This window comes from Spirillospora sp. CA-128828 (assembly GCF_050945415.1).
GTDB lineage: Bacteria > Actinomycetota > Actinomycetes > Streptosporangiales > Streptosporangiaceae > Spirillospora.
Genome location: NZ_CP191986.1, coordinates 1,067,631 through 1,080,140, shown reverse-complemented (window position 1 = coordinate 1,080,140; position 12,510 = coordinate 1,067,631). Strand labels below are relative to the sequence as shown.

Annotated in this window: 10 protein-coding genes and 1 pseudogene; 1 reads left to right on the top strand and 10 read right to left on the bottom strand. The window is 68.8% G+C overall.

The features are described from left to right. Positions 1 to 1,045 precede the first annotated feature (1,045 nt). The 6 genes and pseudogenes from ACQPXG_RS05630 to ACQPXG_RS05605 form a co-directional block, all read right to left on the bottom strand. Positions 1,046 to 1,673, bottom strand: a pseudogene (locus tag ACQPXG_RS05630) (transposase); the annotation flags it as partial. 38 nt (positions 1,674 to 1,711) lie between these two features. After that, positions 1,712 to 2,980, bottom strand: coding sequence for a DUF222 domain-containing protein (locus ACQPXG_RS05625; protein WP_433466536.1), 1,269 nt, complete (start codon positions 2,978 to 2,980; stop codon positions 1,712 to 1,714). A 640-nt stretch (positions 2,981 to 3,620) separates the two neighbouring features. Continuing rightward, complete coding sequence (locus tag ACQPXG_RS05620) at positions 3,621 to 4,628, bottom strand: phospholipase C (protein ID WP_433469903.1); 1,008 nt, start codon at positions 4,626 to 4,628, stop codon at positions 3,621 to 3,623. Further along, positions 4,537 to 5,232 (bottom strand): alkaline phosphatase family protein, encoded by a 696-nt coding sequence (locus ACQPXG_RS05615; protein ID WP_433466535.1) that lies wholly within the window; start codon positions 5,230 to 5,232, stop codon positions 4,537 to 4,539. The genes ACQPXG_RS05620 and ACQPXG_RS05615 overlap by 92 nt, the downstream gene beginning before the upstream one ends. Positions 5,233 to 5,269: 37 nt before the next feature. Further along, positions 5,270 to 6,496, bottom strand: a complete 1,227-nt coding sequence (gene efeB, locus ACQPXG_RS05610) for an iron uptake transporter deferrochelatase/peroxidase subunit (RefSeq protein WP_433466534.1) — start codon at positions 6,494 to 6,496, stop codon at positions 5,270 to 5,272. Positions 6,497 to 6,509: 13 nt separating this feature from the next. Continuing rightward, complete coding sequence (locus ACQPXG_RS05605) at positions 6,510 to 7,193, bottom strand: EfeM/EfeO family lipoprotein (protein WP_433466533.1); 684 nt, start codon at positions 7,191 to 7,193, stop codon at positions 6,510 to 6,512. Positions 7,194 to 7,313: 120 nt separating this feature from the next. Here ACQPXG_RS05605 and ACQPXG_RS05600 point away from each other — a divergent pair, with 120 nt between their 5' ends. After that, positions 7,314 to 7,538, top strand: a complete 225-nt coding sequence (locus ACQPXG_RS05600) for a hypothetical protein (RefSeq protein ID WP_433466532.1) — start codon at positions 7,314 to 7,316, stop codon at positions 7,536 to 7,538. Between the two features lie 835 nt (positions 7,539 to 8,373). Here ACQPXG_RS05600 and pstB read toward each other — a convergent pair. The 4 genes from pstB to pstS form a co-directional block, all read right to left on the bottom strand. Beyond that, positions 8,374 to 9,150, bottom strand: coding sequence for a phosphate ABC transporter ATP-binding protein PstB (pstB, locus tag ACQPXG_RS05595; RefSeq protein ID WP_433466531.1), 777 nt, complete (start codon positions 9,148 to 9,150; stop codon positions 8,374 to 8,376). 22 nt (positions 9,151 to 9,172) lie between these two features. Then, positions 9,173 to 10,078: a phosphate ABC transporter permease PstA gene (pstA, locus tag ACQPXG_RS05590; protein ID WP_433466530.1), complete on the bottom strand. Its 906-nt coding sequence runs from the start codon at positions 10,076 to 10,078 to the stop codon at positions 9,173 to 9,175. Next, complete coding sequence (gene pstC, locus ACQPXG_RS05585) at positions 10,075 to 11,055, bottom strand: phosphate ABC transporter permease subunit PstC (protein WP_433466529.1); 981 nt, start codon at positions 11,053 to 11,055, stop codon at positions 10,075 to 10,077. Before pstC ends, pstA begins: the two co-directional genes overlap by 4 nt. Before the next feature lie 95 nt (positions 11,056 to 11,150). After that, positions 11,151 to 12,254: a phosphate ABC transporter substrate-binding protein PstS gene (gene pstS, locus ACQPXG_RS05580; protein ID WP_433466528.1), complete on the bottom strand. Its 1,104-nt coding sequence runs from the start codon at positions 12,252 to 12,254 to the stop codon at positions 11,151 to 11,153. Positions 12,255 to 12,510: the final 256 nt, after the last annotated feature.

Sequence of the window (12,510 nt, the reverse complement as noted above, 5' to 3'; positions counted from 1 at the left end):
TCGTCGGGCAACGGCCGGTGCCCGTGGGCGTCGGTGCGCAGGATGTTGCCCGGCGTCATGGCGTCGACGCGGTCGGACTTTTGCGGGACACGATGTGGCGTTCGGGGTAGCACGCAACTGCCATCGGATTGGTGGAGTAGACCTTGCCGCCAGTGGCGCACAGCGCGGCCGCCGGCAGACCACGCAGGGTCTCGATGGCGACCGGGTCAGGTCGGCCGGGTCGTCGCCAGCGTCGGCGAGCATCTGCAGCAGCTCGCCGTATCCCTTGGCGGTGCCCTCGATCCGGCGTTTGGCCACCAGGTCACCGGTTTCGTCGACCAGCGCGATGTCGTGGTGGGATTCGGTTCAGTCGAACCCGCAGAACACTTTCACGTGGGGCTCGATCCTCTGGACGCCGTCGTTACTGCCCGACTATGGCTCTGACCTGCGGGGAACGCGCCGCGCTCTAATTACAGGGCTCGTGGCCTGGCGTCTGCTGGAGCCGTTCGCGATCCCAGCGACCCGCACGGGCTACCGGTCCGGACCGTGCGGGCGGCTCGAACCACGATCGACAGCCTGCCCGATGCCGCCGCGGTGGCGGACCCGATTCCTCGGAACCTCCCACGGCGGCGGCTGTGTCCGCACGGTCTTGCTCCAGGTCTCAACCGGACCAGATAGGCGACGGGCGTTCGACGTGACAACCCTTATTAGACGAGGCCGCGGCGATGCCGACGAAGGCCAGGAAGGGTTCGGGTGCCGCGGCACGCGGCCGCCGCTCCGATCGCCCGCGAGGACACGCCAGCGCCTCGCTGCCCCGCCGTGCCGACAGGTCGCCGAGGGCACCCGCGCCCGCCCGATCCCGGTCGGGCTGATGGTCCGGCGACACCGTGCGCGGCGACGGCGGCCGCCGGGCGGCCGGACGCCCACGAGGAGCGGCTGGCGCGGCACCGAAGTCCCGGCCGACGGGGATGTGCACGGCGCGTTCGGCGGGCGGGCGGGTGGCGGTGCCGTGACCCTGCGGCGCCCTCCTGTCAGGCATCGCCCCGGGTCCGCATTCGATGCCGCCTGCGGTGCGAACGACGGTGCCGCGTGAGCGTAGCCAGCAGTGCAGGTACGGGTAGCCGTAGCCCTGCCCTTGTCGCCGTGCAACTTGCCGGGTGGGGACGGCGCGGTCCACGGCGCGAGCGGATCGGCGGGACGCCGATCCGCTCGACCGGTTCCAGGCCCTGGCTGTCGTGGTACTGGCCACGGAAATCCGACAGCCAGTGACAGTCCGGTCCGCTAGGTGGGCAAGTGGATCTTCGACCCACGCTTTGCCGCGGTCGAAGGATTGGGACCGGTCGGCTCCCCCGGTGTCGCGGCTCGGACGCTGACCGGGTCGGTCGCGCACCGCGACCAGTCCAGTTCCCTTGCGGCGCCGAGCTCGTCCAGCACGACTCGGTGCAGCTTGACCCCCGCCCGGGCACCGCCCCACTCGGCGAAGCAAGGGTAGATGGTCTGCCAGGAGGCGGCGAGCACTGGCGGGGCCTGGCGCCAGGTGCAGCCGGTGGTGGCCACTAACTCGATCGCCGCCAACACCTCGCGGTCGCCGACGCGGCGTCGCCCATCGCCTGCGGGTGCGTCGGCGCAGGTGGCACCACCCGCTGGAACAACTTTCGCGGCTCGTCTGGAACCAGCCGCTCCGCCATCGTCACGGCGAAACATCGCCAATCACACCAAACGAAACGATCTATTAGGCGGCGCGTTGCCAGGGAGGTGGATGACTGGTCGCCGTGGTCCGGGTTGGTGGGGCAGCGAAGGTGAGTTCGCCCCTGTCGGGCGGGCGGGTGCGGTAGGTGTAGCGGCCGTCTTCGTCCTTGGTGATGCGGAGCCGCTGTGGGTTGGTGTGTTTGTAGCGGTTGTGCCAGCCGCAGCAGAGGGCGAGTTTGTCGATGTCGGTGGGTGAGCCGAGGGCCCATCCGTTCACGTGGTCGATTTCGCACAGTGTCCCGGGGACTTCGCAGCCTTGGACGGCGCAGGTCGGGTAGAGGGTTTCCAGGACGCGGCGTTGGGCGGGGGTGGCGAACCTTTCCCGATGGCCGAGGTAGAGCGGGATGTTTCCCTTGCCGAGCAGGAGGGGTGAGACTCCTGCGTTGAGGGCGATGCGGCGGGCTTGGGCGGCGGGGATGGGGGTGCCGTCGGTGAGGCGCGCGGGGGTTTGGCCGCCGGTGAGGGTGTCCAGGTCGCAGATGACGGTGACCTTGGTGGCCCGGTGCCCGCCCGACAGGACGCAGGTGAGGGCCGCCGCCGTGCGTTCGGACAGGTCGCGCTGGTCGTCGGTTCCGGCGGGTTTGGCGAGCGGGCCGAGCGTGCCGTCCCAGATCGCGGCGTCCTCGGCGTTCAACCAGCCTTTGATGTAGCGGCCGCCGTCCAGGGAGCGGGCCGAGTCGATCCAGGACCGCTCGTACCCGCGCTTCGCATCCCGGGGGGCGGCTTCGGTGCCGTCGCGTTCGGTGATCACATCCCGGATGCGGCGGCCGAAGGTGGCGACCTTCCCGGCGGAGAAGCCCTGATCGACCATCCCGAGGAGGATTTCTTCGGCGGCCTGGCAGTCCTGGTCGTCCAGCCGGGCGACCGCGCCCGCGATGGTCGCGGCGTATCCGAACGACAGCTCGCCTGCGGCCCACCGTTCGGTCACCTCGGTGAGGCGGTGCCGCTGGCGGGCCAGGGCGAGGCGTTCTTTGGCCCGGCTGTCGCGCATGCCGAGCCGATTACGCAGCCACGACTGGGTGGACGGGAATCCCCACCGCTGAACCTCGCGTCCGGTGTCGACCACACCGATGAATCCGGCGAGGGCGGCTTCGTGCATGTCGGTGGCGGCGGCCAGGGTCTCGGCGAGTTCCAGGCACGCCGCCGCTGATTCGGGAGCGGCGCGGCGTGCGAGTTCGGCCGCGATCGTGGACGCGGCGTTCACCAATTCCATGGTGGACGCCGCATCAAGCTCGACCGCGATTGAACTCATACTGACATGATACCCGCTTAACTCTAATTTCATGCCCTGAAGACCAATAATTGGAGCCCGAATATTTGCACCGAGAAGGAGATCGACAAAGGTCAAACAATACTCAGATCTGACATTTCTAGCCCTCTACTCCCGCTCCGTGGACAGGGCTTCTTGTGCAGAACTCCTTGTGCCCGGGGCTTCTTGTGCGGGACTCCTTGTGCGGGTTTCCTTGTGCCGGGGCTCCTTGGCGGGCGAATGTTCCCTCGTGGCTGGGTGGGGGCGGCGCGTCGGGCAGAGGGCAGGCGGAGCCTGCCCGACGAAAGCTGCACTCAGGGGCCGCAGAGGCTCCAAAGTCAAGGGTGGGACGAAGTCCCATCGCGAAGCGACGCCGAAGGCGCCCTTGACTTTGGAGGGGCGGCCCCGTACGCAGCGCCGCCCCCACCACAATTAACCGCTAGGGGTACCGACCATGGACGGCTAAGCCGACACAGCTTGGACAGGCTCGAAACACAGGAGACCTGGATGTGCTCGAAAGAAGGAAGGACATCTGCTCACCGATGGGCCTGCGCCCACACCGTCCAAACCACCGTCTGACGCTCTGCCACCCGTCCCGGTGATCTTCCAAGCGACAATTGGCCAGGCTCCACCTGGTGGTTGCTCAAGAGTGAGAAACAACCGCCCCAGTTTTGGGGTCTAGGAGGACTCGGTGGGCGCGCGGGTGCTGGAAGGCGAACATGTGGGTCAGGGTGCCGGCGCGGGTGTCGAAGGAGGCGTCGCCAATCCGCGCGGTGGACCAGTTGTCCTCGATGAAGCGCAGGATCGACGCCTGTTCCAGCGGGTGATGATCCACGTGGTTCACCCTTGCGTAAGGAGAGATCACGAGCATCGGGAGACGCTGGCTGGGGCCGCAGCGGTCCCGGTATCCCCCGGACGCCTTGACCCGGCGGCAGGCGGGCTCGTCCTGGTCGGGATCGTCGGAGCCGTTGGTGATGCGCGGGCGGGCGTGGTCGTACCAGCCGTCGGAGTCGTCGTAGGCGAGGATCACCGCGGTCGACGACCATTCTGGTGACTTCTGGATCTCGTTGACGGTGGAGGCGACGAACTTCTGCTCGTCCAGCGGGTCGGAGTAGCCGGCGTGGCCGTCCTGGTACGCGGGAGCCTTGAGAAAGGACACCGCGGGTAGGTTGTGCGCGCCCAGAGCGGCGTCGAAATCGGCTAGGTCGTACTGATGGTTGGCCTGGTCGGTATGGCCGATCGCAGCAACGGACGACGGTGGCAGGTGCTTCTCGTTCGCCGTCGACCTGTAGTACTGGAACGGCTCATGATGCGGGCTGTAGTCGATGACCTGGTTCTTGCCTATATTGGCGTGGACCGAGCCGCAGACCTTGTAGCCGTTCTCGGTACCGGTCGGCCGGAAACCGCCCTGGAACCAGCCCCATGTGACGTTCTTCTCGTTGAGGAGGTCGCCGATGTTCCGGCCGGTCATCACCGCGAGATTGTTCTCGGACGTGTGGTTGTTGCCGGAGCAGTCGTCGAACGCGGGATCCGGGTCGTTGATGACCGTTCCGATGCCCTTACCGTCCGGGGAGGCCACCACCGACGGGTCCGAGACCTTCTTGTGCGTCTTCGGGTCGACCGCGTAACCGCCGTGAGTCTGCCCGGAGATGAGGTCGAGGGCACCGGGGGTGGACGGGCCGAACACCGAATCCCATGAGTTTGTCGCTCATGGTGTAGTTCTGGGCGTAGTTCCACATGGCGGTGACGGTGTTGCCGTCGTAGTAGTCCATGACGAGGCCGGGTTCGCCGAACAGGATCGGCTGCCCGGTGCATTTGTCGTGCTCGGTCGACTCGACGAACTTGTCCATGCGGCCGCCGTTGACGGCCTTCTGCTCGGCGGCGTAACCGTGGTTCTGGTCGCAGGTGAGGGCCTGGGACGGGCTCAGTCGCTTGGGGTTGTACCGGTTGGGGTTCTTCGTCAGCAGCCTCCTGGTGAGCCCGTCCACCCTCGGGGTGCGCTTCGCCGCGCGGAATGGCGTGCCGTCGGTGTTCGCGGCCCTCGGATACGTCCCGAAGTAGTGGTCGAACGAGATGTTCTCCCCGTAGATCACGACCACGTGCTTGATCGGGGTGCGGCTCGAAGCGGGCTTTCCCACTGTGCGTTCGGGGGGCGGCGTCCCATCGACTCCCTTCCCGGAGGCGCAGCCGCCACCCAGGGCCGCGAGCGCTCCGGCCATGACCACCGAACCGGCCATCACCGTGGCCTTGCGCATATCTCCTCCTCCGCCGCCTGCACGGCTCCCTCGCCGTCTACACGAGCAATGCCCTGCCGAAGTGGTCCGAGCCGTCCACGACACCCGGAAGTGCGAAGAAATAGCCTCCACCGAACGGAGAGATGTAGTCGCTGAGCGGTTCGTCCTCCAGCCGTTCCTGGACGGCCTCGAACTGTCGCCGCGGGTCCTGCTGGAAGCAGGTGAAGACCAGGCCCATGTCGAGGTTCCCGGCCTCGTCCACACCCCGGTCGTAGTTCCACGCGCGGCGCAGGATGCGGCTGCCCTCCGTCTCGGGAACGCGCGGGTTCGCGCGCCGGATGTGACTGGTGAGCGGGATGGCGTCGCCGATCGGGTCCTCCGCGTAGCGCGGGACGTCCTTCTCGTGGGCGCCGTCGAGGGGTGCACCGGTCTCACGGACGCGGCCGAAGATGCGCTCCTGCTCGGCGAGACCGACCCGGTCCCAGAACTCCACGAGCATCCGGATCAGCCGGACGACCATGTAGGTGCCGCCCGCCGTCCACCCGGGTTCGGAGCCGTCCCGCGCGGCCCAGACGAGGCGGTCCATGTCGGCGGCGCGGGTCACGTCGGGGTTCGCGATGCCGTCCTTGAATCCCATGAGGTTGCGGGGCGCCCCGGACGGGCGCGGCCGGCTGCTGAAGCCGTTCGCCCGCCAGCGGATCTGCATCGCGCCGCGCGTGTGCCGGCAGACGTCCCGCAGCGCGTGCAGGACGGTGTCCTCGTCGGGCGCCCCGAACCGCAGCAGCAGATCGCCGTGGCACCAGGCGGAGTCGAGATCGTCGTTCGGGAACGTCCGCATCCTGGTCAGCCGGGCGGGACGACGCGAGCCCAGCCCGAAGCGGTCGTCGAACAGCGACCCCCCGACGGCCACCGTCACCGTGAGACCGCCCGCCGGGACGTCCGGGCCGAGGATGCCGGAGTCTGGCGGCGGCCCTGCGACGCCGACCTCGGACGGTGCGCCACCGCCGGTCAGCGCCCTGGCCCGGTCCGTCAGCGCGCGGAACAGCTCCCCGAGCTCGTCCCGCTTCGCGGCGGTCACGTCGAACGCCACGACGATCGCGCGGGCCTGCGGCTCCTCCAGAATCCCGGCCTGACGGACACCGTGGAACGACCGGAACGAGCTGGACCGTTCCATCGGACAGCCTCGGGCGACCCCGCCGGCGACCGGACCGCCTCGGGCCACCGCACCCGCGACCCCGGCGGCCAGCGCGCCGCGCAGAATCGACCGGCGCCCCGGCCCGCTCACTCCGACACCCTCATCACGATCTCCGCACCGCCGCGACGGTCGCGACCGACGCCAGCCGCTCCACGAGTTCGCCGACGGCGCCGTCGATGTGTTCCCGCTCCATGGTGCTCAGCCGGTCGAGCGGCGCCCACTCCCCGTGCCGGTGCTGCGCCCGAAGCAGCCGGGACGTGCGGTCGAGCCAGGAGTCGATCCCGTCGAGGCCAGGCATCCGGTCCTTCAGCAGCGGACGCAGCGGGTCGAGCACCGCCCGGGTCCCATCGAGGTTCGCCGCGGCCGTGGCGAGCGTCGTCCCGCTCCCCTGGTCGGCCTTCCCGGTCAGCTCGAACTGGAGTGTGTCCTCCAGAATCTCGTGGGCGCGGAGCCCGAGATCGCCGGGATCGATCTCCTGCCGCGGAAAGTCGTCCCGCAGCGCCTTCACATCACCGGCCAGCCGCTCGGACGGCCTCCGCAGCGAAGCCGCGGACTCCCCGTGCCACAGCCCCCACTCCACCCGGTGGAACCCCGTGAACGTCGGATCGCGCACGCCCTTCGGCAACCCGGCCGGACGCCCGTCGATCTCGTCCGCGAAGTCGCCGAACGTCCCGTAGGCGGCGCCGAGCCGCTCATAGGCCAGGTGCGCGGGCAGCCAGGCCTCCCGGGCCGCGTCCAGGTCCCCCGCCCGGACCGCGTCCCGCAACGAGTCCGTGCGTTCCGCCACCCGAGCCCCTTGGCGACGTATGCCCGATAAGCAAGCACCGCCGGATACAGATCGTTCTGGGTGAACGGCCGGACCCCTCGCGCTCCCGAACCCGCCCCGGTCACCCGCAGACGGGGCCCGGTGACGGCGTTCCCATCCTCCGGCCGGCACCTGACCGCGTACGTCCCGGCACCGAGGCTGACCCGCATCGGCCGGGTCGCCCCCGGCCCGACGTCCTCCAGCTCGGCGAAGATCGCCCCGTCGGACGGGTCGACGATGGTGACGTCGACAGCCGAAGAGTCGCCGTTGTGCACCACCAGCGTCCGCGTCCCGGCATGCACTCGCCCCCAGCCCTGCCCGCAGTGAGCCCGTCCAGCCTGGACGGTGGCCGCCCCCTGACGGGAATCCCCCGCACATCCCGCCACCAGCACGACGCCCGCGATGCCCGAAGCCACGAACACACGACGAACCCCGCCCACGGCATTCAGGCCGACACCCATACCGCCTCTCGCCACACAACCCGGGACACCGACACGACGACATCAGCCATCATCCTCAGCCAAGCGCCGCCCTCAAGTCCTCAACGACGCGCCGACCAAGCCACCGAGATCAAGAGATCACGGATCAGCCCCCCACCACCACAACCACCCAACCCACTACGAGCCCTAGCGGCGAGCGACCAAGGCGACGCGGAAGCCCTCAGCGGCAACGCGGTGTTCCAGGGGCCACGCTGGCGCGAGCCAGGCCGCCACCGCCCTGACCCACCCAACCCACCACCGCGCGCCGACAGAGCCCTTGCGTCGGGCCCAGGACGACGCGGAAGCCCTAAGCGGCAACGCGGCACTGCAGACCACGCCGGTGCAAGCCAGGCCGCCGCCCTGACCACCCACGCCACCACCGCGAGTCGAGGGAACCCTTGCGTCGGGCGACCAGGCCGACCATGCCGACGCGGAAGCTCGGCGGCGAGGCGGCGCTGCCGACCGCGCTGGTGCGGGGCCTGGTCGCCGTCGCGCCGTCCGCCTAAGCCATCACCGCAACAACCTCAATCGTCGCGATCGCGTCCGAAGGCAGTTTCGAGCGAAGCAAGAAACTGATCGCGCAGCGAGCCGCAAGGCGATCCGGAGCGATGCCAGCGATCGCACCGCGTTTCTCGACGATGGAGGGCCCCCGGGCCCGAAGGAGGAGAGAAATGCCAACAAACCTAGCCGAAGCGGCCGGTGATGTAGTCCTCGGTGGCCTTCTGCTCGGGGTTGGCGAAGATCTTGCTGGTGTCGTCGATCTCGATGAGCTTGCCCGGCTTGCCCGTCCCGGCGATGTTGAAGAAGGCGGTGCGGTCGCTGACCCGGGCGGCCTGCTGCATGTTGTGGGTGACGATGACGATCGTGTACTGCGTCTTCAGCTTCTCGATCAGGTCCTCGATCGCGAGGGTGGAGATCGGGTCGAGCGCGGAGCACGGCTCGTCCATCAGCAGGACCTGCGGCTGGACGGCGATCGCGCGGGCGATGCAGAGCCGCTGCTGCTGGCCGCCGGACAGGCCGGCGCCGGGCTTGCCGAGCCGGTCCTGGACCTCGTTCCACAGGTTGGCGCCGCGCAGCGACTCCTCGACGATCTCGTCGAGCCGGGCCTTGCGGCGCACCCCGTTCAGCTTCAGGCCGGCCGCCACGTTGTCGTAGATCGACATGGTGGGGAACGGGTTGGGCCGCTGGAACACCATGCCGACGACGCGGCGTACCGCGACCGGGTCGACGGACGAGTCGTACAGGTCCTCGTCGTCCAGCATGACCTTGCCTTGGACGCGGGCACCCGGGATGACCTCGTGCATCCGGTTGAGGGTGCGCAGGAACGTGGACTTGCCGCAGCCCGACGGTCCGATGAACGCCGTCACCGAGCGCGGCTCGATCGACATCGAGATGTCCTCGATGGCGTGGACGCCGCCGTAGTAGGCGTGCAGCCCGGAGACCTCGATCCGCTTGGCCATTGGGTCAGAGTTCCTTTCTCTGTCAGCGGCCCGTGGGGGCCTTGCGCCGGGCGACGAACCGGGCGACGAGGTTGAGCAGCATGATGATCCCGATCAGCACGAGGGCGCCCGTCCAGGCCCGGTCGATCGAGTTCTGGTTGGGGTCGGCGGCCTGCTCCCAGATGAAGGTGGGCAGCGACGCCTGCGGGCCGTTGAGCGGGTCGCTGTTGATCGCCTTGGTGAAGAAGATCGTGAGCAGCAGCGGCGCGGTCTCTCCCATCACCCGGGCGACGGCCAGCATCACGCCGGTGATGATTCCGGTCATGGCGGTCGGCAGGATGACGAAGCAGATCGTCCGCCAGCGCGGCACGCCCAGCGCGTAGGACGCCTCGCGCAGGTCGTTGGGGACGAGCTTCAGCATCTCCTCCGTCGCCCGCACCACGGTCGGGATCATGAGGATCGTCAGGGCGAGCGACCCGGCGAGCCCGGAGAAGTCGAACCCGAACGTCAGCAGCCACAGCGCCAGGACGAACAGGCCCGCGACGATCGACGGGATGCCGGTCATGACGTCCACGGTGAAGCTGATGATCTTGCCGAGCCGCCCGTTTCCGGCGTACTCGACGAGATAGATCGCGGTGAGCACCGCGATCGGAACGGCGATCAGGCTGGTGATCGCGACCTGCTCCAGGGTGCCGATGATGGCGTGGTAGGCGCCGCCGCCCGGGTCGCTGCCGCTGACGGCGTTCATCGAGAACTGGAAGAACGTCGGGTCGAGCCGCTTGACGCCGTTCACGACGACCGTCCACAGCACCGACACCAGCGGAATGAGCGCCAGCGCGAAAGCGAGGTAGACGAGCCCCTGGACGACCCGGTCCTTGATCTTGCGGCCGGCCGACACCGAGGAGAGCCTCGCGCCGGGCGCGGGCTTGCGGGTGGAGACGGTGGTCACGCGAACTCCTTCCGGCGCGCGACGACCGCGCGGGCGGCCATGTTGACGAGCAGGGTGATCACGAACAGCACCAGACCGGAGGCGATCAGGGCGCCGCGTCCGGTGGTGGACGCCTCGGCGAAGCTGTTGGCGATGTTGGACGCGAACGTGGCGCCGCCGTTCTCCAGGATGTGAATGTTGATCCCGGGCACGAAGGTCAGCACCATCGCGACCGCGATCGTCTCGCCCATCGCGCGGCCGAGGCCGAGCATGGCGCCGCCGATCATGCCGGAGCGCCCGTACGGCAGTACCGCCAGCCGGATCATCTCCCAGCGGGTGGCGCCGATCGCGAGGGCGGCCTCCACGTTGGCGCGCGGCACCTGCAGGAACACCTCGCGGGAGATCGACGAGATGATCGGCAGGATCATGATCGCGAGCACCACCGAGGCGGTGAAGATCGAGTTCTTGCCCGGCGAGTCGCCGCCGAACAGCGGGATCCAGCCGAGCGCCCCGTTGAGGAAGGTGCTGATGCCCTCCATGTGCTTGGACAGGAAGGCCAGGCCCCACAGGCCGTAGACGATGCTCGGCACCGCGGCGAGCAGGTCGACGACGTAGCCGAGGCCCGACGCCAGCCGCCGCGGCGAGTAGAAGGAGATGAACAGCGCGATGCCGACCGCGACCGGCGTCGCGAAGAGCATCGCCAGCAGCGACGACACGACGGTGCCGAACGCGAGCTGCGCGATGCCGAACTTCGGCGGCGTCGCGTTCGGGTCCCACTCCTCGGCGGTGAGGAAGTTCGCCTTGTTGTCCTGGAGCGCCGGGATCGCCTTCCACACCAGGAAGGCCGCGATCGCGACCATGATCAGCAGCACCAGGATGCCGGAGCCGCGGGCCGCCGAGACGAAGATCTTGTCCCCGGCCCTGCCGGTGCTCATCCGCACCCCGCTCGCGCGGTGTTTGACGCCGGCGGCCGTCGCGGCGCCGGTCTCGCTCGTCACGGGACGTCCTCCTTTGATCATGTCGGCGGAACCCACGTCGGCCCCGCCGCCGAATCGCTCGGCGGCGGGGCTGTCGGGGGTCCCGTCGTCTGTTGTCAGGACAGGGCCTTCACGGAGGTCTGGACCTTGGTCAGCACGCTCTGCGGGAGCGGCGCGTAACCCTGGTCGGTGAGGATCTTCTGACCGTCCGCGCTGGAGGTGTAGGTGAGGAAGGACTTGACGAACCCGGCCTGCTCGGACGGCAGCCCCTTCTCACACGCGATCTCGTAGGTGACCAGGACGATCGGGTAGGCGCCCGCCTCCTTGGTCGAGTAGTCGATCTTCAGCGCGACGTCGTTGCCGGTACCGACGATCTTCGCCCCGGCGACGGCCTTGGACGCGCTGTCCGGCGACAGTTCCGCGAACTCGCCCGCGCCGTTCTTCACCTGCGCGGTCTGCAGCTTGTTGTTCGTCGCGTACGACATCTCCACGTAGGAGATCGCGCCCGCGGTGCTCTTCACCTGGCTGGTGACGCCGTCGGACTTGGGGGCGCCCTGGCCGGTGGAGTTCGGCCACTTCTTGGCCTTCTCCCACGTCCAGATCTTCGGCGAGGTGGTGTGCAGGTAGTTCGTGAAGTTGTCCGTGGTGCCGGACTCGTCCGAACGGTAGATCGGCTTGATCGGCTGGGCCGGCAGCTTGGCGCCCTCGTTCTCCTTGGCGATCGCCGGATCGTTCCAGGTCTTGATCTTGCCGGAGAAGATGCTCGCGAGGGTGTCGGCCGAGACCTTCAGCCCGTCCACGCCCTGCACGTTGTAGACCACCGCGATCGGGCCGACGACCATGGGCAGGTTCAGCGCGCTGCTCCCCTGGCAGCGCTTCTGCGCGGCGGCGGCCTCCTCGGGCTTCAGGGACGAGTCGGACCCGGCGAACGCCACCTGCCCGCTCGTGAACGCCTGGATGCCCGCACCCGAGCCGCTCGGGTTGTAGTTCAGGTTGGCGCCTGCGCACTTGGAGGAGTAGAGCTTCGTCCACTCCTCGATCGCGTTCTTCTGCGCACTCGACCCCGCCGCGTTGACGCTGGCCTTGGCGCAGTCGATGTCGCCGGTCGGCGCGCTGCTCGAACCCGCCGTCGTATTGTTGTCGCTCCCGCAGGCGGAGAGGGCCAGCGCCCCCGCTACGACAACACCGCCCAGGGCGGCGAGTCGGGAACCGTTCTTCACCGGAGAGTCTCCTCGTCAGTTCGTCGGGCGGGTCCCCCTGCCCGCCCTGGCCCACGTCGGCCGGACGACGGGTTCGCCGTCGAATGCGACGCTAAGCAGGCGAGGTGACCAGCCACCCCGATCCAGGTGAACGAGAGATGAACGAGAACGAGCACCCTTGGGAAGAATGTCCCGATTTGACGTGGACGCCCGGTTAACATCGCAGCTCAGGCGTACAAAATCCCGGTCGGGACACGTCCGCAGAGGTTTGGGCGCC